The 19725-nt window shown below is 69.4% G+C and carries 13 protein-coding genes; 3 read left to right on the top strand and 10 right to left on the bottom strand.

The features are described from left to right. Positions 1–2: 2 nt before the first annotated feature. Positions 3–362: a helix-turn-helix domain-containing protein gene (locus ABOZ73_RS16820; protein WP_369059266.1), complete on the bottom strand. Its 360-nt coding sequence runs from the start codon at positions 360–362 to the stop codon at positions 3–5. A gap of 163 nt (positions 363–525) precedes the next feature. Here ABOZ73_RS16820 and ABOZ73_RS16815 point away from each other — a divergent pair, with 163 nt between their 5' ends. Next, on the top strand, positions 526–948 hold the full coding sequence (locus tag ABOZ73_RS16815) for a hypothetical protein (RefSeq protein WP_369059265.1): 423 nt from the start codon (positions 526–528) through the stop codon (positions 946–948). Between the two features lie 62 nt (positions 949–1010). On the opposite strand, the gene ABOZ73_RS16810 is transcribed toward ABOZ73_RS16815, so the two are convergent. After that, a complete protein-coding gene (locus ABOZ73_RS16810; protein WP_369059264.1) occupies positions 1011–2156 on the bottom strand; it encodes a DUF2336 domain-containing protein in 1146 nt (381 codons plus the stop codon). A gap of 160 nt (positions 2157–2316) precedes the next feature. Between ABOZ73_RS16810 and ABOZ73_RS16805 the strand changes: the two genes are divergently transcribed. Then, positions 2317–4104, top strand: a complete 1788-nt coding sequence (locus ABOZ73_RS16805) for an ATP-binding protein (protein ID WP_369059263.1) — start codon at positions 2317–2319, stop codon at positions 4102–4104. Here ABOZ73_RS16805 and ABOZ73_RS16800 read toward each other — a convergent pair. From ABOZ73_RS16800 to cysT, 3 genes are read right to left on the bottom strand one after another with little or no spacing between them, the layout of a single operon-like run. Continuing rightward, positions 4101–5129 carry a sulfate/molybdate ABC transporter ATP-binding protein gene (locus ABOZ73_RS16800; protein ID WP_369059262.1) on the bottom strand — a complete coding sequence of 343 codons (1029 nt, stop codon included), beginning with the start codon at positions 5127–5129 and terminating at the stop codon, positions 4101–4103. The two genes, ABOZ73_RS16805 and ABOZ73_RS16800, sit on opposite strands and share 4 nt — an antisense overlap. 14 nt (positions 5130–5143) lie before the next feature. Further along, the gene (gene cysW / locus ABOZ73_RS16795; protein WP_369059261.1) at positions 5144–5986 is read right to left on the bottom strand and encodes a sulfate ABC transporter permease subunit CysW; all 843 of its coding nucleotides are present in this window, start codon (positions 5984–5986) and stop codon (positions 5144–5146) included. After that, the gene (gene cysT, locus ABOZ73_RS16790; RefSeq protein WP_369062569.1) at positions 5983–6762 is read right to left on the bottom strand and encodes a sulfate ABC transporter permease subunit CysT; all 780 of its coding nucleotides are present in this window, start codon (positions 6760–6762) and stop codon (positions 5983–5985) included. Before cysT ends, cysW begins: the two co-directional genes overlap by 4 nt. A 473-nt stretch (positions 6763–7235) precedes the next feature. Here cysT and ABOZ73_RS16785 point away from each other — a divergent pair, with 473 nt between their 5' ends. Continuing rightward, the gene (locus ABOZ73_RS16785; protein ID WP_369059260.1) at positions 7236–8939 is read left to right on the top strand and encodes a sulfotransferase; all 1704 of its coding nucleotides are present in this window, start codon (positions 7236–7238) and stop codon (positions 8937–8939) included. A gap of 182 nt (positions 8940–9121) precedes the next feature. Here ABOZ73_RS16785 and ABOZ73_RS16780 read toward each other — a convergent pair whose 3' ends face one another. The 5 genes from ABOZ73_RS16780 to ABOZ73_RS16760 all read right to left on the bottom strand — a co-directional run bounded on the left by ABOZ73_RS16780 (position 9122) and on the right by ABOZ73_RS16760 (position 19454). Beyond that, a complete protein-coding gene (locus ABOZ73_RS16780; protein WP_369059259.1) occupies positions 9122–10192 on the bottom strand; it encodes an acyltransferase family protein in 1071 nt (356 codons plus the stop codon). Between the two features lie 3 nt (positions 10193–10195). Continuing rightward, positions 10196–11896, bottom strand: a complete 1701-nt coding sequence (gene nagE, locus ABOZ73_RS16775) for an N-acetylglucosamine-specific PTS transporter subunit IIBC (protein ID WP_369059258.1) — start codon at positions 11894–11896, stop codon at positions 10196–10198. After that, on the bottom strand, positions 11893–14409 hold the full coding sequence (ptsP, locus tag ABOZ73_RS16770) for a phosphoenolpyruvate--protein phosphotransferase (RefSeq protein ID WP_369059257.1): 2517 nt from the start codon (positions 14407–14409) through the stop codon (positions 11893–11895). Before ptsP ends, nagE begins: the two co-directional genes overlap by 4 nt. 3 nt (positions 14410–14412) lie before the next feature. Next, a complete protein-coding gene (locus ABOZ73_RS16765) occupies positions 14413–16671 on the bottom strand; it encodes a family 20 glycosylhydrolase (protein ID WP_369059256.1) in 2259 nt (752 codons plus the stop codon). 164 nt (positions 16672–16835) lie between these two features. Beyond that, positions 16836–19454 (bottom strand): TonB-dependent receptor, encoded by a 2619-nt coding sequence (locus ABOZ73_RS16760; RefSeq protein WP_369059255.1) that lies wholly within the window; start codon positions 19452–19454, stop codon positions 16836–16838. Positions 19455–19725: the final 271 nt, after the last annotated feature.

Genomic DNA, 19725 nt, shown 5'->3' with positions numbered 1-19725 from the left:
TCCTAGGACTTCGCGGCGGCCGTCTGGCGCGCCGGCGCCTCGTCCGGGAACAACAGGCGGAAGACGTCGGGGTCGTAGTGCGACAGCAGCACCTTGGTGAAGGCGTAGGGGTCGTGCCCCAGGGCCTTGGCCCAGGAGGCGAAATGCTCGGACGGCACGCGGCCATAGCCGCCTTCGACCTGCGAGACGAAGGTGTAGTAGCGCAGCCCCACCCGCTCGGCGACCTCGGCCTGGGTCAGGCCCGCCGCCTCCCGCTGGGCGCTCAGCCAACGGCCGGCCGCCTTGCGCGCCACCCGCGCCGCATCGCCTTTCTTTGGGGTGGCCGCTTCGGCGTCACCACCGCTGGCCCGTCTCGTCGCCATCAATTCCGTCCCTCCCGAGCGCCCACCATAGCCACGCTCGGTTCAGATATCAAAGTTACGCAAGGTTTGACATGAATTTCAAGTTTCAATATTACTGTACTTGCGCGCATGCAACCCGGGACGGACCGTCCTTTCCTTTTGAATCCGCAGTGAGGATCAAAAAATGAGTAACTTCGTCATCATCGATGGCTCGAAAGGCTCTCCGGCCTTCGACCTGTCCAAGTTCGGACCGATGACCAGCGTCAACCTGGGCCAGCCGGCCACGCTGGGCGTCGATCTGAGCGCGATCTCGTGGATGGTCGACAACTTCCCCGCCGAAGGCGTCGTCATCGACGGCGTCACCTTCAAGCTGGCTCCGATCGACCTGTCGAAGCTGGGCTCGCTGGACTTCGGCAACATCCAGCTCTTCAAGTCGGGCGACCCCATCCTCGCCAACAACTCGCTCGTGACGCTGCAGGCGACCAGCAGCAATGTCTGGCAGGTCCCGACCGCCGAGGCCGGTTCGTTCATCGAACTGGACCTGGCCACCATCGATCTGGCCGGGATCAACTTCGGCCCGATGGACTTCCACACCTTCGCATTCTGATACGAACGGGTCCGTCCGCGGACCCGCAGGTGGGGGGCGGAGCGCTTCGGCGCTCCGTTCTTTTACGCCGCGCCGGCCAGGGCCTTCGCCTTGTCCTTGTTGCGCAGGCGATCCAGCTTGCCGAGCAGATAGTCGGCGTCCTCGCGGCTCGGCGTCTGCGGTTGGGTCAGGAAACGCTCCAGCATGCGGCGCTGGAAATGCTCCTGGTCCTGCGGCACGCCGTCGATCTCCAGGGAATGATAGGCGTCCACCCCGGCCCGGAAGGCGCCGAACTGGCGCACCGGCAGCCCGGCGCGCTCATAGATCGCCCGCAGGCCCAGCGGCCCGGCGTCGTGGATCATCAGCCAGGTGCGGTGATGTGGAATGCCCGACAGCTCGGACATCCCCCACTCGAAGAAGCTCATATGCCCGTGGGCCAAGCCGCGCAGCAGCAGGGACGGCGTCAGCCGGTCGCTGCGGTTCAGGTGCTTGACGAAATCCTTGAGGTCGGCGGCCAGCCCGGCCTGATCGACCAGATCGACGGTCGCCCGCTCCAGCGTGTGCTCGACCACGTCGTTGGCCACGTCCGCCGGCAGCGGGTGGTTGGCGAGGATGTGGGCGCGGAGTTTGTCCCCGACCATCCGCACCAGCCGCTCGGTCACCGACAGCGGCAGCACCCGGCGATAGGCCACGGCGGTCAGCACCGCCTCGGCGGCCTCGAACCGCTTCAGCACGGTCTTCAGTCCGCCTTCGGAGAACTGGGCGTTGTCGTTGGCGATGGCGGTGCGCACCACCTCCGCGTCCCCATGCACGGCGAGAGCGTCGGTGACCTTGGGCGTCAGGGTCGGGCGACGGGCCACCGCCGACTGCCGCACGCTGTCGCCCAGGCGGATGATCTCGGCCAGGTCCTCGTCGCTGAACGACGGCGATTCCATCAGCATCGGGATGGCGATGGAGTTGATGTCGCGCGCCAGCTTGTTGGCCACGTCGCGCGGCACCAGGGCCGAGGCGCGCAGGGTGACGGCCAGGGCGCGGCGGACCAGATCGGCGGCGTCGCCCGCCATCACCCGCAGGATGTCCTGCGCCCGCAGGCGATCCTCGTCGGTCAGCTCGGCGGTTTCGATGCTGCGGCAGATTTTTTGGGCGGCGGCCGCGCGCTCGTCAGGGGTCGCACCCTTAACAAGCATGCGGATATCCGTGTCGGTCAGCGCGCCCCGCGTCATCGACATGCCCCCGATCGTCCCCAAATTGCGGCGTTTCTCGATTCGAAATGATGGCTGAGCATGCTTAACGCTTGGTCACCATCTTCTCTTGGGGATTAAGGATGTCCTGTAACATCTCTCGAACCGCCTCGGACTAGTCTCCCCCGCTTTCCAGAGGGGGGACCACTTGCGGGCGACCGTCGAGACAGCAGAGGCAGGACCGGGCGCGACCGTCACGCGCCTGCTTTCGCTCGACCTGCGTCGCGACACGCGCCGTCACGCCCTGATCACCTTCGCGGTCTTCGTGCCCCTGCTGGCGCTCGCCGCCAGCTTCGCCCGAAACCCAGGTCACATGGCGCTGGGCCTGGCCCTGTACACCGCCGGCTGCGGCGTCTTCTACGGCCTGATGAAGAGCCTGCGGGGCGAGCGGATCTCCGTGCGCAGCCGCGCGCTGAAGCACCTGGTCGCCACCATCCTCTGGGCCGTCAGCGCCCTGCAGATCATCCTCTTCGCCCACGCCGCCGGCCCGGCCCGCGACGCCCTGGTCCTCATCGCCATGAGCTCCGGCGTCTGCGCACTGGTCTTCGCCTCGCCCAGCCTGGCGGGCCTGACCGTGACGTCCGTCGCCCTGCTGCTGGGCCCGATCACCCTGACCGCCGCCCCCGACGGCGCGCGCCTGGCGGCCCTGAGCGGCGGCATGGCCATGCTGGCCATCACCATGGGCGTCCTTGTCAACCACATGCTGCGCCGGCAGTTTCTCCAGGCCGCCGAGCGTGAGCGCCTGCTGGACGAACGCGCCGCCGCCCTCGCCGACGCCAGGGCCGCCGCCCAGACCAAGTCCGACATCGTCGCCGCCCTTTCGCACGAGATCCGCAACGGCCTGACCGGCGTCACCCACGTCCTGGCCGGCGCCGTCGGCGGCGAGGGCCGCGCCCACCCGACCCGCGAGCAGTTCTCCGCCGCCCTGGACGCCGCCCGCGACCTGGTCGGCGTGCTCAATGTCACCCTGGATTCAGAAACCGCCGGCCAGGGCCTGCTGGCCGTGGAGATGGGCCGCTTCGACCCCACCCGGCTGGTGCAGGACCTGGTGCTGCTGGAACGCGCCCACGCCTCGGCCAAGGGGCTGGAGCTGAACCTGCACATCGCGCCGGAGCTGGAGGTTCGCGGTTCGGGCGCGGTGATCGCCGACGCCCTGCGCACCCGCCAGATCCTCGCCAACCTGATCAGCAACGCCATCAAGTACACCAGCCGAGGCCGGATCGAGGTCCGCCTGGACCGCCCGCGTCCGGACTGCGTGACCTTCGCCATCGCTGACACCGGACCCGGTCTGTCGCCGGACGAGCTGGTCTACGCCTTCGAGGCCTTCCGCCGGGTGGAGCGCACGGGCGCCGGCGTTCCCGGCGCGGGCCTTGGCCTGTCCCTGTCGCGCCAGCTGGCCCAGCTGATGGGCGGCCGCCTGTCGGCCCAGAGCGCGCTGGGCGTCGGCTCCTGCTTCACCGTCGAACTGCCCTACGACCCCCACGCCGTGATCGAAGACCAGCCCGAGACCGAGCAGACCCCCGCCCCCGTGCGCGGCCTGCGCGTGCTGGTCGCGGAGGACGATGGCCTGAACGCCGCCATGATGCGCGCCATCCTCGAACAGCTGGGCCACCAGGTGGTCCACGCCCAGAACGGCCGGCGCGCCCTGGAGCTGGCCGAGGTCTGCGATTTCGACCTGATGATGCTGGATGGGCGCATGCCCTATCTGGACGGCGCGCAGACCGCCGCCGCCGTGCGCCGCCTGCCGGGGCTGCGCGGCAAGACCCCGATCATCGCCGTGACCGGCGGGGATGACGAAGAGAGCCAGGCCTGCATGGACGCCGGCGCCGACGCCGCCGTGCGCAAGCCCGTCACCGTGGCCGGCATCGCCCGCGCCGTGGCCGAGGTCACCCAGCCCCGCAAGCCCGACGCCGAACCCCAGCGCGCCGCCGGCTAGAGCGGGAAGACGTGCGCCTTGGCGGCGCTGACCTTCAGGGACTGCCCGACCGACAGGTCCGCGGCCTCGCCCCGCGCCGTCACCGCCTCTATGAGGGTTCCGGCCGCCGTGCGCAGTTCGAGCTGGGCCACCGCCCCCTGCACCGCCACCCGTTGCAGCACGGCGTCGAAGCCAGCCTTGCCGCTCAGCGTCAGGTCATAGGGCCGCACGAAGCCGCAGGCCGGACCATCGGCGACGCCCTTGGCCGGCAGGGTCACCCCGCCGCCCTCGAACACCCCGCCCTTCACCGCGCCCTCGATGCGGTTGGCGTCGCCCACGAAGCCGCAGACGAAGGCCGTGGCCGGGCTGTCGTGCACCTCGTCCGGCGCGCCCACCTGTTCGATGGCCCCGGCGTTGAGGATCGCAACCCGGTCGGCGAGGCCCATGGCCTCCTCCTGGTCGTGGGTGACGAAGATGGTGGTCACGCCGGTGGCGTCGTGGATGCGCCGCAGCTCCTTGCGCAGCGACTTGCGCACCGTGGCGTCCAGCGCCCCGAACGGCTCGTCCAGCAGCAGCACGCTGGGCGACACCGCCAGCGCCCGCGACAGCGCCACGCGCTGGCGCTGGCCGCCCGACAGCTGCGAGGGATAGCGCCCGCCCAGGCCGTCCAGCTCGACCAGCTTCAGCAGCTCGTCCACGCGCCGGGTGATCTCGGCCTTGTTCGGCCTGTCCTTGCCCTTGCGCACGTCTAGGCCGAAGGCGACGTTGCGCGCCACGGTCATGTGCTTGAACAGGGCGTACTGCTGGAAGACGAAGCCCACCCGGCGCTTGGCCGCGCTGGCGTAGGTCACGTCCTCGCCGCCGAACAGCACCTGGCCGGCGTCCGGAAACTCCAGCCCCGCGATGGTCCGCAGCAGGGTCGTCTTGCCCGAGCCCGACGGCCCCAGCAGGGCCAGCAGTTCGCCGTCGGCGATCTCAAGGCTGACGTCGTTCAGCGCCGGGTATCGGCCGAAGCGCTTGTCGACGGAGCGGATCGAGATGGTCATGGACACCCTTGAGGTCAGTGGCCGCGGCCGCGCACGGCGGGCTGGGCGATCTCGAGCAGTCCCTTCAGCACCAGGGTCGCCACGGCCAGCAGGCACAGCAGGGCCGCGACGCTGAAGGCGCCGACGAAGTCGTACTCGTTGTACAGGATTTCGACGTGCAGAGGCATGGTGTTGGTCAGGCCGCGGATATGCCCGCTGACTACCGAAACCGCCCCGAACTCGCCCATGGCGCGGGCGTTGCACAGCAGCACGCCGTACAGCAGGCCCCAGCGCACGTTCGGCGCCGTCACCCGCCAGAAGGTGTAGAGGCCCGACGCGCCCATCGAGATGGCCGCCTCCTCCTCCGACGTCCCCTGCTCCTGCATCAGCGGGATCAGCTCACGCGCCACGAAGGGAAAGGTGACGAACACCGTCGCCAGGATGATCCCTGGCACGGCGAAGATGACCTTGATGTCGTGGTCGATCAGCGTCTCGCCGAACCAGCCCTGCATCCCGAACACCAGCACATAGATCAGGCCCGCCACCACCGGCGACACGCTGAACGGCAGGTCGATCAGGGTGATCAGGAAGCTCTTGCCCGGGAACTGGTGCTTGGCCACCGCCCACGAGGCGCACAGCCCGAACACCGCGTTGAACGGCACCGCGATGGCCGCCGTCAGCAGGGTCAGCTTGATGGCCGCGATGGCGTCGGGATTGCTCACCGCCTCCATCACCGCGCCGGCCCCACGCCGGAACGCCTCGGCGAACACCGCCGCCAGCGGCAGCAGCAGCACCAGGGCCAGAAAGCCCAGCACCAGGGTGGTGATCAGCACCTTGGCCCACAGCGGGTCTTCGGTCGGGTGACGCGCGCGCCTCATCCCTCGATCCTCCGCGACCAGGCCTGGATGGCGTTGATGACGAACAGCATGGCGAACGACACCAGCAGCATGACCAGCGCGATGGCCGCCGCCGCCGCGTACTCGTACTGCTCCAGCTGAATAATGATCAGCAGCGGCGCGATCTCGGAGCGGTACGGCATGTTGCCGGCGATGAAGATCACCGAGCCGTACTCGCCCACCGCCCGCGCGAACGCCAGGGCGAAGCCGGTCAGCCAGGCCGGGCCCAGCGCCGGCAGCACCACCCGCGCCACGGTCTGGATGCGGCTGGCGCCCAGGCTGGCGGCGGCTTCTTCGACATCGGCGGCCAGATCGCGCAGCACCGGCTCGATGGTCCGCACCACGAAGGGCAGACCGATGAAGGTCAGGGCGATCACCACGCCCAGCGGGTTGTAGGCGGCCTTGATGCCCAGGGGCGTCAGGAACTGCCCGATCCAGCCGTTGGGCGCGTACAGGGTCGCCAGGGCGATGCCCGCCACCGCGGTCGGCAGGGCGAACGGCAGGTCGACCATGGCGTTGACGACGGACTTGCCGGGAAACGCGTAGCGGACCAGCGCCCAGGCGGTCAGCACCCCGAACACCCCATTGATCACCGCCGCCGCGAAGGCCGCGCCGAAGGTCAGGCGATAGGCGGCGATGGCGCGTTCGGAAAAGGCGGCCGCGAAAAACTCGGCCGGCGACAGCTCCGCCGCCTTGATGGCCACCGCCGACAGCGGGATCAGCACCACCAGCGACAGCACGGACAGCGTCACGCCCATGGTCAGGCCGAAACCCGGAATGGCTGACTTGCGCCGGAACAGCGGCCGTCGTCGTGCGGCGAAGGCGGTCGAGGGGCTGGTCAAAGGGCGGGCTGCGTCCTGTCCACGGTCATAACGCCAGCCCCCGCCGCATGTTGCGGCTTGGCCCAGCCTCGTCCGCCGATAATCCCCACCCCGAAGCTGGACAATCAAGTTTTTCTGGGCGGGAGCCGAGGAAAAGGTCTTCCTCTCCCCTCTCCCCCGCGTGCGGGGGAGAGGGTTGGGTGAGGGGGCGACGGCGGTTCGACCGGCAAGGGTCCGGCAGGAGGAACCTCCGCAGCCCCTCACCCTTACCCTCTCCCCACGCGTGGGGAGAGGGGATGAAACCCCGCATCGCTTCCTCACCCCCACAAACTTCAGCTACTCCTATGTTCGTCATCCTGAGGAGATCGCGCAGCGGTCGTCTCGAAGGACGCAACGCGCTCGGAGCCCGCTTGTCGACAGCCGCCAATCCCCTCGTCCAGCAAGGCCGCGAAGCCATCGGCCGCGGCGACCTGGCCGGCGCCGAACGGGCCGCCGAAACGCGGCTGATGAACGACCCGCGCGACGTGGACGCCCTGGAGATCCGCCGCCTGGTGCAGGAAGGGCGCGGCGAGATCGACGCCGCCGCCGCGACCCTTCGCCAGATCATCGCCATCGCGCCGGACGCCGACTGGGCCCACGACGATCTGGTCACCCTGCTGATCAAGCACGGGCGCATGGCGGAAGCCGAAGCCTCCGTCCGCGACGCCCTGCGCGCCGATCCGGAAAACCCCGACGCGCACAACCTGTTCGCCGTGCTGCTGGCGGCGCGCAACGACCTGCCCGCCGCCGAACACCACACCCGCCGCGCGCTGGAGATCGCCGGCCCGCACCCCGGCGTCCTGGCCAACCTCGCCGCCAACCTGCTGCAACAGGGCCGCGTGGACGAGGCCGAGCCGCTCTTCGCCCAGGCCCATCAGCTGGACCCTGAAAACGTCGCCATCCTGGCCGACTGGTCCCGCGTCCATGAGGTGCGGGGCGACCTGGACAAGGCCCAGGCCCTGCTCGACCGCGCCCAGGCCGCCGCCCAGCGCACGGGCGAGGACGTCAGTCTGCGCCGCGCCGTCTATCTGGCCCGCCAGAACAAGCCGGAGGAAGCCCTCGCCCTCCTCGACGCCGCGCCCAAGCCCCTGGCCGGCGGCGCCCTGCTGGAGCGGGCCCGCCTGCTGGACCGGCTGGGCCGCGCCCGCGACGCCTGGTCAGGCTTCGTCGAGGCCAAGGCCGCCCTGGCCGCCGAGATCGGCGCCGCCTATGACCACGCCGCCGTGGCCAGTGAATTCGCCGCCCTGAAGTCCGTCTTCACCCGCGCCAACCTCGCCCGCCTGCCGAAATCGTCCAGGCGGACCGATCAGCCGCAGCCGATCTTCATCCTCGGCTTCCCGCGCTCGGGCACCACGATGATCGAGCAGATGCTGTCCAGCCATCCCAAGGTGGCGGCTGGCGGCGAGCTGCCCTTCGTCAGCGAGATGCCCGGTTTTCTGGAACGCCTGTTGCCGGGCGGCGACGTGTTCCCCGCCCGCCTGCTGGACGCCGCCACCGCCGACAACCAGCACGTCGCCGACATGCTGCGCGACTACTATCTGGCCCGCGCCGCCCGCTATGGCGTCATCCGCCCGGGCGCGGCCTTCTTCACCGACAAGATGCCGCTCAACGACGTCTACCTGCCGCTGATCCGCATGGCCTTCCCCCAGGCCCCGGTGATCCGCATGGTCCGCCACCCGCTGGACGTCACCGTGTCGATGATGGCCAACAACCTGACCCATGGCTTCAACTGCGGCTTCCGCGTCGACACCATCGCCGCCCACTTCCAGGCCATGGCCGGCCTGACCGCGCACTACGAACGTGAGCTGGACGATGTCGGGGTCGTGCTGCGCTACGAGGATTTCGTCGCCAGGCAGGAGATCGAGACCCGCCGCCTGCTCGACCACATCGGCCTGCCCTTCGACCCCGCCTGCATGGCCTTCCACAAGAGCCGCCGCTTCGCCCCGACGCCCAGCTACGCCCAGGTGACCGAGCCGCTGAACGACCGCTCCATCGGCCGCTGGAAAGCCCACTTCGCCGACCTCGCCCCGGTGGGCCAGCGCCTGGCGTCGGTGATCCAGGGGTTGGGGTACTGATCCCCCTTCTCCCTCGATGGGATGCATCCTTCGAGACGCGGCCTGCGGCCGCTCCTCAGGATGACGAATTCAGTTGGCTACAAAGCTCGTCATGCTGAGGAGCGCGACAGCGCGTCTCGAAGCACGCACAACCTCAGCAGTCACCCTCACCCTGCCCTCTCCCATCAAGGGAGAGGGTTCACTTATATCCTGATCACCCAGCCCTTGCGCTGGAGCCAGGCCATCGCCGCCCAGTTCAGGGCCAGGAAGATCAGCACCGGGATCAGCGCCGCCGCCGGCCCACCGATTGCGGGCGCCGCCCAGGCATAGGGCAGCTTCATCACGTCGGCCGCCAGCACCACCGACGCCAGGTAGTGCAACACATAGGCGGCGATCGCATTGACCCCGAACGCCGTCGCCAGGGTCCAGCCCCGGCCGACGTCCCGCCCGTCCAGCCGCACATGCAACGCCGACAGCACAAGCAGGGTCAGGCCGCTGGTCAGCAGCACATAGCTGCTGGTCCAGATGTCCTTCACCACCGGGAACACCAGCCCCCAGCCAAGGCCGCCCAGCGTCATCGCCGCGCCGGCCAGTGCCAGGACGCCGGTCCTGTCCGGCCGCTTCAACAGCCACTCGCCAACCAGGCAGCCGATCAGCCCCTGGGCGACCGCCGGCAGGGTCGACAAGATTCCTTCGGGATCATAGCCCGCCGGCCCCTTCACATAGGCGTGGTCGCCCAGCACGGCCCGGTCGAACCAGGCCACGAAGTCATAGCCGCGCGCCCAGATATCGGTCGCCGTCCCATCCGGCGACGGGATCAGGCACAGCGGCCAGTAGAGGATCAGGATCTGCCCCGCGATCCCCAGCCGCGTCCGCCAGCCTGTCGCCATGAACAGCAGGGCGACCGCGCCATAGACCAGCCCGATCCGCTGCAGCACGCCGAACGGCCGGAAGGCGTAGGCGTCCAGGTCCGCCAGCCAGTACATGTTGGTCAGCAGCAGCCCGACGAGGATCAGCCGCCCCGCCCGCGCCAGGATCTTGCCGATGCCCGGCGGCCGCCCCCGCGCCGCCATCGGCACGGAAACCCCGACCATGAACAGGAACGCCGGGAAAACCCAGTCGGCCAGGGTCAGCCCCGCCCACGCGGAATGCATCAGCGCCGGATAGGCCGGAAAGCCGTTCACGTAGTGCACATAAGCCGCTGAATTGACGAGGATCATGCCGGCCACCGTCAGGCCGCGCAGCACGTCCAGCGAAACCAGCCGCCCCGCCACGGATCAGGCCTTCTTCAGCGCCGCGGCCACCGCCCCGGCCTTGGGTCCGATCAGCACATGCAGCGCGCCCGCCGGACGGGCGAAGCCCCGCGCGCCCAGCCGCCGCAACGCCGCCTCATCCACCCGCCCCTCGTCGGCGACCCGCAGCCGCAGACGGCTGGAGCACACCGACAGGTCGCGGATGTTGTCCGCCCCGCCCAGGGCCCTCAGCCACGGCGCGCCGTCGATCTCGATCACCGGCCTGGCCGCGACCTCGACCGCCGCCGGCCCCGCCTTGGCCTGGCCGCCGCCGGCCGCGCGGATCTCTCCCGCCACCTGATCGGCGATGGGGCCCAGCACCACCTGCAAAGCCTTGTCCGAAGGCCGCACGATCCCGCGCGCGCCCAGGCCCTTCAGCCGCGCCTCGTCCACGCCCTTCTGGCTGTTGACGATCAGGCGCAGGCGCGTGGTGCAGGCGTCCACCGACACCAGGTTCTCCGCCCCGCCCAGGGCCGCGACGAAGTCCGCCCCGCGTCCGCCCGTGCTGGCCGCGCCCGACTGGGCGGCGATCTCGGCGTCGGCCTCACGCCCCGGCGTCTTCAGGTCGAACCGGGCGATCGCCCAGCGGAAGGCGAAGTAATAGACCGCCGCATAGGCCGCCCCGATGGGCAGCAGCATCAGGGGCTTGGTCGCCTTGCCGAAGTTCAGCACATAGTCGAACAGACCGGCCGAGAAACCGAAGCCCAGCCGCACCCCCAGCACATCCATCACCGCCATGCCCGCGCCGGTCAGCACCGCGTGGATCGCGTACAGCGCCGGGGCCAGGAACATGAAGCTGAACTCGATGGGCTCCGTCACCCCGGTCAGGAAGGCGGTCAGGGCCATGGAGAACAGCATCCCGCCCACCGCCTTGCGCCGCTCGGGCCGGGCCGCGTGGTACATGGCCAGACACGCCGCCGGCAGGCCGAACATCATCACCGGGAAGAACCCGGCCTGGAACCCGCCCGCCGTCGGATCGCCCGCGAAGAAGCGCTTGATGTCGCCGGTCACGCCGTTGAAGTCGCCGACGATGAACCAGGCGATGTTGTTCAGGATGTGGTGCAGGCCGGTGACGATCAGCAGCCGGTTCAGCGCGCCATAGACGAACAGCCCGAACTCGCCCGATCCGACGATGGCGCGGCTCAGAGCGTCCATGCCGCCGTTCACCGCATCGTAGCCAAGTCCGATCACCAGGGCCACGAACAGCCCCGCAAAGCCGGTGATGATCGGCACGAACCGCCGACCGCCGAAGAAGGCCAGGTATTCCGGCAGCCTGATGTCGCTGAACCGGTTGTAGAACAGCCCGCCCATCACCCCGCTGAGGATGCCGATGGGCGTCGCCAGCTTGGCGATGGCCTTGGCCTTGAACGCCGCGACCGCCAGGTCCCCGGTCACCTCGGGCGGCACGTGCAGCAGCACCTTGGCCCCCTCGGTGGCGATCAGGAAGCCGACCACCCCGGCCAGCCCCGCCGCGCCGTTGTTCTCCCGCGCCAGCCCCACGGCCACGCCGATGGCGAACAGCAGGCCGAGATTGGCGAAGATCGCGTCCCCCGCCGCCGCCACGAACGGGATGTCCAACAGGTCCGGCTGACCCAGCCGCAGCAGCAGCCCCGCGATCGGCAGGACCGCGATGGGCAGCATCAGGGCCCGGCCCAGGGGCTGCAGGATTTCGAGCGGCGACTTCATGCGGCCATTCCCGGTGAAAATCGGTTGGCGAGCCCCCGCACGTCCTGCGCCGTGGCCCGCTTCAGGGCCTCGGCCGCCAGGGCGCGGCAGCTCGCGGGATCAAGGGTGCGGATCAGGGCCTTCAGCTCCGGCACGACCGCCGCCGTGGCCGACAGCTCCGTGACCCCCAGCCCGATCAGGATCGGCGCCGCGGCGAGGTCGGAGGCGAGGCCCCCGCACACGCCGACCCAACGCCCGTGCTGGCTCGCCCCCGCCGTGGTCTGGGCGATCAGGCGCAGCACGGCGGGATCGAGCGCATCGACGCGCGCCGCCAGCTCCGGATTGCCCCGGTCCATGGCCAGCACGTACTGGGTCAGGTCATTGGTGCCGATGGACAGGAAATCCGCCTCCGCCGCCAGGACGTCGGCCATCACCGCCGCCGCCGGGGTCTCCACCATCACGCCCAGCTCGATCTTGTCGGTCACGCCCAGCTCGCGCTTCACCTCGTCCAGCAGGGCGCGGACGGCGCGCAGCTCGTCCACCCCGCTGACCATGGGCAGCATGATCTTGCATTGGCCCAGCGGCCGCACCGACAGGATCGCCCGCAGCTGGGTCTTCAGGATCGCCGGCCGCCACAGCCCGATGCGCACCCCGCGCAGGCCCAGGGCCGGGTTCTCCTCCGCCGGCATGGGCAGGTAGGGCGCCGGCTTGTCGGCCCCGATGTCCAGGGTGCGGATCACCAGCGGCCGCCCCTCCAGCGCCGAGGCGATGTCCTGATACTGCCGCGCCTGCTCCGCCTCGTCCGGCGGGGTGTCGCGCTCCAGGAACAGGAACTCGGTGCGCAGCAGGCCGCTGCCCTCCGCCCCCGCCGCCAGGGCCGCCTCGGCGTCCTTCAGGCTGCCGACATTGGCGAACACCTCGATCCGCGTGCCGTCGGCCATGCGACAAGCTTCCTTCGCCGCCGCCTGGGCCGCCGCGCGGCGCTGCTGGCGCGTGGCCAGGGTCATCTGCGCCGACTCCAGCGCCCGCGCGTCCGGCGCGATGCGCAGCAGTCCGGCGTCGGCGTCCAGGATCAGGGCCGTGCCCTTGGCCACCGACAGCACCTCCTCGCCCGCCGCCACGATGGCCGGCAGGCCCATGGCCGCCGCCAGGATCGCCACGTGCGAGGTCGGCCCGCCGCGCGACGTGCAGAACCCCGCCGCCTGCCCCGGCTTCAGCGCCATCAGCTGCGACGGCAGCATCTCGTCGGCCAGCAGGATCGCGTCCGGCGGCAGGTCCAGCGCCCCCTCCGGATCCTCCCCCGCCAGGGTCAGCAGCACCTGACGCTCCAGGTCCAGCAGGTCGTCCACCCGCTCGGCCATGCGCCGGTCGCCCAGACTTTTCAGCACGTCTACATAGCCGCCCACGGCCTTGCGCCAGGCGAAGCCCGCGCTCTTGCCCTCGTCGGTCAGGCGGCGCGCGGCGGCGACCAGCTCCGGGTCATCCAGAAACGCCGCGTGGGCCGACAGGATCGCCCGCCGCGCCGCATCGCCGCTCTGCGCGCTCTCCTCGATCCGCGCCCGGACGGAGGCCAGGGCCGCCGACAGGGCGTCCCCCTCCAGCTCCGCCCCGTGCCCACGTTCCTCGACCACGATCTCGCGCGAGGCCAGCGGCACGGCGCGGCCGATGGCCAGGCCCGGCGAGGCGGTCACCCCGCGCAGCGCCCCGTCCACCGGCTTGGCAGAACGCTTCGGCTTCGGGGCCGCGACAGGTTCCGGCGCGGGCGCGGCGGCGGCTTCGCCCATGCCGCCCTCGATCAGACTGGCCACGGCGAACACCGCGTCTTCCGCATCCGCGCCCTCGGCGCTGACGGTGATCGCGTCGCCATGGCGGATGGCCAGGGACATCAGGCCCACCGGACTGCGGGCGCTGGCCCGGCGGTTCAGGGCGCTGATGAACACCTCGGCCTCGAAGCCCTTGGCCTCGGCGGCGATGCGCGCTGCCGGGCGGGCGTGCAGCCCGTGCGCCAGCGGCACGATCAGACCCCGGCTGGCGACCGGCCCGCCGGGCGCGGCCTCCGCCGTCGTCTCACCGCCCGCGCGGCGCAGGACCATCAGCGGCTCGCCCGCCGCGATCTCGCGGTTCACCTGCCGGGTCGAAATGGCGAACGCCTCGCCATTGGTCACCACCACCGGGGTGATCAGGCTCTTGGCGCGCTGGGCCAGCAGGTCCAGGTCGAAGGTCACCAGCGGCTGGGCCGCCTTCACCGCCTGCCCCTCGGCCACATGGATGGTGAAGCCCTCGCCTTCCAGCGCCACGGTCTCTAGGCCCAGGTGCATCAGCACCTCGACCCCATCCGTCGAGCGGACGGTCACCGCGTGCCTGGCGCGGTGGATGTTGACCACCTCTCCATCGCAAGGCGCGTGAAGCACCCCGTCGGTCGGGTCGATCGCCACGCCGTCGCCCATCATCCGCTCGGCGAAGACCGGGTCGGGCGTTTCGTCCAGCGGCGCGATCCACCCCGTGAGAGGCGCGAGGAGGACGAGGTCGGCCATAAGCTACTCTTTCGACGTCACGAGCCGCACGCTGTCGATGGTCCACAGGGGATCGACGCCGCGCGCGGTGTAGGTGAAGCACAGGTCCTTGCGCCCGGCCGTCGTCGCCAGCGGCGCGGTCAGCCTGGTCACCTGCGGATTGTTCACGGCCGGGGCCAGCGGCAAGGTCGCCACCACCGCCCCGTCGCAGCCCCCGGCCCGAACCTCGAACTCGCCGGCGGGCGAGACGGGCGGGCGTAACTTGATCTCGTCCTTGGCCGCGCCGATCTGGAAGTTGAACGGGACCTGCCCGACGGACAGCTCGATCCCCGTCACGCCCGTCAGGTCCACGTCCTTCCAGGCCCAGCACGGCTCCATCACGTCGATCAGGAACAGCTTGCGCTCTCCCTTGATCGGCGCGTCGTCCTCCAGGTTCAGGACCAGCTTGTCGCTGCACATCTTCAGTTGCTGACTGGTGCGGAAGCGCGCGCCCTTCGACGTCGCCATCCAGGTCTTCGGCGCGCCCAGCGGCTGGTCGCCGACGAAGGTCGTGGCCGTCAGCTTCGCCCCTTCGGCCAGGGTCAGCGGCTTGTCATAGACCGGCGAGGCGGCCGTCACCGGCCCGTTCACCGCATAGCGCACCGCCACCTCCGGCAACGGCGACTTGAGCGTCGCGGTCAGCTTGCCGGCCGACGCATCCACCACCGCCTGGGCCTGCAGCGACACGGCGTTGTAGCCGATGCCCAGCGCCTTCTGCCGCGCCAGTTCGCCCGGCAGGCGCTGGACGAAATCGCTCCAGTCGCGGCGCTTCTCCGGCGTCCAGCCCACCTCGGCCAAGGCCGCGGCGCGCGGGAAGGCCTGGGCGGTCACCCGCGCCTCGCTGCGCATGTGCTCGGCCCACAGGTTCGCCTGTACGCCCAGCACGTGCTTGCGCTCGGCCTCGGTCAGGGCGTCCGGCGCCGGGTTGAAGCCATAGACCTCCGCCAGGCTGATCACCGCCCCGCGCCCCGGAACCTCGTCCGGCGACGTGCTCTGGCGGTTGTCGAAATACAGGGTCGGATGCGGCGACAGCACCGTGTCGTGCCCGGCCCGCGCGGCGGCGATCGCACCGTCGATCCCGCGCCAGGACATCACCGTGGCGTCCGGCGCCAGGCCGCCCTCCAGGATCTCGTCCCAGCCGATCAGGCGGCGCCCCTTGGAAGACAGGTGCTTGCCCAGCCGCTGGATGAACCAGCTCTGCAGCTCGTGCTCGTCCTTCAGGCCCAGTTCCTTGATCTTGGCCTGGATCGCGGGATTGGCCTTCCACTGGTCCTTCACCGCCTCGTCGCCGCCCACATGGATGTAGGTCGACGGGAACAGGGCCATCACCTCGTCCAGCACGTCCGTCAGGAAGGCGAAGGTGCTGTCGTCGGTGTTGTAGAGGTACGGGAACACGCCCCAGTCGCCCGAGGTCTGCGTCGGCGGCGTCGGGGCCGAGCCCAGCTGCGGATAGGCGACGATCGGCGCGTGGGCGTGACCCGGCGTCTCGATCTCGGGCACGATGGTGATGTTGCGCTTGGCCGCGTAGGCGACGACCTCGCGGATTTGGTCCTGGGTGTAGAAGCCGCCGTACTTGCCGGCCTTGCCCGCCTCGCCCACCGGAATGCGCCAGGCGCCGACCTCGGTCAGCTTGGGGTACTTCTTGATCTCGATGCGCCAGCCCTGATCGTCCACCAGGTGCCAGTGCAGGGTGTTGAACTTGTAGACCGCCATGCGGTCGATCATCGTCTTGATGAACTCGACCGACTGGAAGTGGCGGGCGCTGTCGACCATCAGGCCACGCCACGCGAAGCGCGGGCCGTCCTTGATGCGCACTTCTTCGATCACCGCCGAGCCCTTGCCCGGGGCCGCTTGGGTCATCTGCCAAAGGCTCATGGCGCCGTACAGCAGGCCGGCGTCGTCGGTGGCGGTGATGGTCGCGCCCCGCCCGTCGACGGTCAGGTCGTAGCTTTCCTTGCCCATCCCTGGCGCGCGAACGAGGCGGACCGAGCCCGCCTGAGCCGTCAGCGGCGCGTTCAGCCCACGACCGCGCTTCAGCAGGTCTGACAGCTGCTGGGCCGCGAACCGCGCGCCCTCGTCGCCGGCCGGAACGGCGATGCCGCTACCGGTCTTCCATTCATAGGTCTTGCGGGTGGAGATCACCTCGGCCGGGGCCGGGACGATGTTGGGGGCCGCGAAGGCGGCGGTGGCGACGGCGCTGAACGCCGCCGAAACGAGGATTGGCGCAAGCAATCTGGTCAGCATGTCGTAACCCGCGAAAAAGGAGCGGAGCGGCGAGCGCCGCCCCGCTTCAGTTGCAGACCTTGGGGATACTGAAGGCGGCGCGGCTTGAAGATCATGGGTCGATCCTGAAGCAAGCCGCGCCGTAATCAACTCACGGAGCCCGACCGGAGCCGGGCTCCGTTCAGTCAGAACTTGAACCGGGCGCCGGCGTAGAACACGCGGCCGTTGTCGTAGATCGCGCGCGGAACGCTCGGATCACCCACGTAGTAGACGAGCTTCTCGCGGGTCAGGTTCTGGGCGTCGAAGCTCAGGGCCACGTTCTCCGTCAGGTTGACGATGAGCGAGGCGTCCAGGGACGAGATGTCGTCCTGCCACATGTCCGTCCCGCGATCGACGCCGGACTTGAACTTGGACCGGAAGTTGTAGGCCACCCGCGCGCTGATCAGGTCGTTCTCGAAGTAGCCCGTCAGGTTGTAGGTGTTCTTCGAGCTGCCATCGATCGGCTTGCCCAGGTCGGTCTTGGCGTCGGCGTAGGTGTAGTTCACCAGGAAGCCGAAGCCGCCGCCGATGGGCTGCTGCAGGCTGGCCTCGAAGCCGCGGTTGGAGCCGCCGCCGCCGTTCACCGGACCGGTGATGCGGAAGTTGGCGCCCTGCGGGTTCTGCTGCGTGCGGTAGAAGGCCGTGAACGTCTGGCTCGTGATGTAGCTCTCGATGTCCAGATAGAACACGCCGACCGACAGCAGGGCCTCGGGGGCGTAGTACCACTCGCCGACCGCGTTGAACTGCCAGGCGCGGAACGGATCCAGGTCCGGGTTGCCGCCGGCGGTGCCGGTCAGGGCCAGTTCGTTCAGGCTCAGCGAGCTGGCCAGCTGGGCATAGCCCGGACGCGCCATCACCTTCGCGGCGGAGAAGCGCAGCAGGACGTCGTCCGTGGCGTCCACCGTCAGGTTGGCGCTGGGCAGAACATCCCAATAGTCGCGGCTGTTGTTCACTTCGCCCCAGCTGCCGAACTGGTTGGTGATCGTCAGGTTAGAGGCGGTGGACGAGTATTGGGTGGTGTCGGCTTCGGTGCGGACCGCGCGCAGGCCGACATTGCCCCGCCAGCGCTCGCCCTTCAGCTTGACCATGCCGTACAGGGCGCTGGTCTTCTCCTGAACCGAGAAGCTCTGCGGCGGATAGAAGGCGAAGCGGCGGCCGCCGTTGTTGCCGTCCAGGAACGCCCGCACCTTGCCCATGTCGGAGATGGTGTAGCCCTGCAGGCCGCCGACGCCCGAGCCGTAGTTGCTCGGCGTGCTGTCGCCGTCATAGACCGCGCCGAGGCCCGGCGTCGCCGCATTGCCGTTACCGCCCCAGCTATAGGCGGTGTAGTTGCCTTCGCGGGTGTGGTCGGTGAAACGCGCGCCGAAGTTCAGGCTCTGGAACACGCCGCTGTCGAGACGCCATTCGGCGTCGCCCTTGACGTAGAACTCCTCGTCCGGGCTGACCTGACGGCCGCCCCACGACCAGCTGTAGAGGTTGTTCAGATAGGCCGGAGCCGTCGGGTCACTCGGCATGCCCGTATAGGTGACCGAGGTGATCGGCGAGCCGAGCGTATAGCTCATGCCCGTGTTCCACAGGGTCTCCCAGGCGTAGGTGTCCTTGGTGACGCCCTTGCCCTCGGTGTAGCCGACCTGGCCCGACAGGGTCAGGTTGTCGTTGACCTCGTACTTGCCGTCCAGATTGATGACCCAGGTCGACGAATAGGCTTCGCGGAAGATGTCGTCCTGCACGCGGCCCTGCACCAGACCGCCGCCCGCCGTGGTCGGCGCCCAGGTGGCCGAGGTCAGGACCCCGTTGCTGATGGTGTAGCTGCTGAGGGCGTCGTCGGGGCTGCCGACGGTGGAGTTGGTGTTCAGCAGGCGCGACACCCACGCCATGTTGTTGGCGTTGACGTTGTCGGCGTCCATGCGGGTGTAGAGACCCGACAGCTCGAGCTCCAGCTTCTCGTTGGGCTTCCACTGGGCGACGATGTTGCCGCCCTTGCGGACGCGGGTCTGCTGGAAATAGGCGTTGCCGATCAGGGCCGGCGCCAGGACCGTCTGGCCGGTGCCGCGGAAGTTGGCGATCTCGTTGTAGCCGAGGATTTCCTGGCCATCGCGGCGCAGGTGGCGCTTCTGGTAGAAGCCCGCGACCAGCACGCCCAGGCTGCCGGTGTCGTCCTTCCAGCTCGCCAGGGCCGAGACCTGCGGGTCGAACTTGTCGGCACGCTGGGCGTACACACCCTGGGCCGTGGCGTTGAAGGTCATGCTCGGCAGATCGAGCGGCTTGCGGGTGTGCACGTTGACCGTGCCGCCGACGCCGCCTTCCGGCAGGTCCGCCTGCGAGCTCTTGTACACTTCCAGGGTGCCGACCAGTTCGGCGGGCAGCATGGAATAGTTGAACGAACGGCCGCCGTTCTGCTGGTCCAGGACGAACCAGTCGCCCGTCGCCAGGTTGTGGCCGTTCATCAGGGTCAGGTTCAGGTTCGGGTCGGTGCCGCGGATCGAGACGCGCTCGTTCTCGCCGAAGCCGCCGGCCGCGGCCGAGCCCGTCACCACGTTCACGCCGGTCACGCGGCTCAGGGAGTCGGCGATGTTCTTGTCCGGGAACTTGCCGATGTCCTGGGCGGTCACGACCTCCTGGATCATGTCCGCGTTGCGCTTCTGCTCGATCGCCGCCTGCAGAGAGGCGCGGATGCCCGTGACGATCACTTCGTCGACGGACGTGTCCTGCGCGAACGACGGCGCGGCGGCCATCATCGCGATCATCCCGGCCGATGTGGCCAACAGTGCCTTCTTAAGAGTTCATCCGGCTTCTCCCCTCTTCGCCGGGGATCAAGCCCCGGAGCCGACCTAAGCCCAATAGGATACCAATGCGCGACGTCCCCCGCCGCAATTGGCCGCAACAATGGTCTCGGACGAGGACTGTGAAGGAAAAATAACTGTTGGCAAGCCCAAAATATTACCAATCAAACCCACTCGACAAATTGGTACTAAAGTGGTCAGGTGGCTATTCACCAAGCCGGGGCTGGCTTTAGGATTCGAACCAGGAAGGGGC

The organism is Caulobacter sp. 73W (assembly GCF_041021955.1).
In the GTDB taxonomy this organism is placed as follows: Bacteria; Pseudomonadota; Alphaproteobacteria; order Caulobacterales; family Caulobacteraceae; genus Caulobacter.
Note: the sequence above shows the minus strand (reverse complement) of the source record. Positions and strands in the feature narration are given on the sequence as shown.

What these genes read in the sequence shown, in the direction of transcription:
- ABOZ73_RS16820 (WP_369059266.1), bottom strand. Translation starts at nt 362, where the DNA reads ATGGCGACGAGACGGGCCAGCGGTGGTGACGCCGAAGCGGCCACCCCA.
- ABOZ73_RS16815 (WP_369059265.1), top strand. Translation starts at nt 526, where the DNA reads ATGAGTAACTTCGTCATCATCGATGGCTCGAAAGGCTCTCCGGCCTTC.
- ABOZ73_RS16810 (WP_369059264.1), bottom strand. Translation starts at nt 2,156, where the DNA reads ATGTCGATGACGCGGGGCGCGCTGACCGACACGGATATCCGCATGCTT.
- ABOZ73_RS16800 (WP_369059262.1), bottom strand. Translation starts at nt 5,129, where the DNA reads ATGACCATCTCGATCCGCTCCGTCGACAAGCGCTTCGGCCGATACCCG.
- cysW (WP_369059261.1), bottom strand. Translation starts at nt 5,986, where the DNA reads ATGAGGCGCGCGCGTCACCCGACCGAAGACCCGCTGTGGGCCAAGGTG.
- cysT (WP_369062569.1), bottom strand. Translation starts at nt 6,762, where the DNA reads ATGGGCGTGACGCTGTCCGTGCTGTCGCTGGTGGTGCTGATCCCGCTG.
- nagE (WP_369059258.1), bottom strand. Translation starts at nt 11,896, where the DNA reads ATGAAGTCGCCGCTCGAAATCCTGCAGCCCCTGGGCCGGGCCCTGATG.
- ptsP (WP_369059257.1), bottom strand. Translation starts at nt 14,409, where the DNA reads ATGGCCGACCTCGTCCTCCTCGCGCCTCTCACGGGGTGGATCGCGCCG.
- ABOZ73_RS16765 (WP_369059256.1), bottom strand. Translation starts at nt 16,671, where the DNA reads ATGCTGACCAGATTGCTTGCGCCAATCCTCGTTTCGGCGGCGTTCAGC.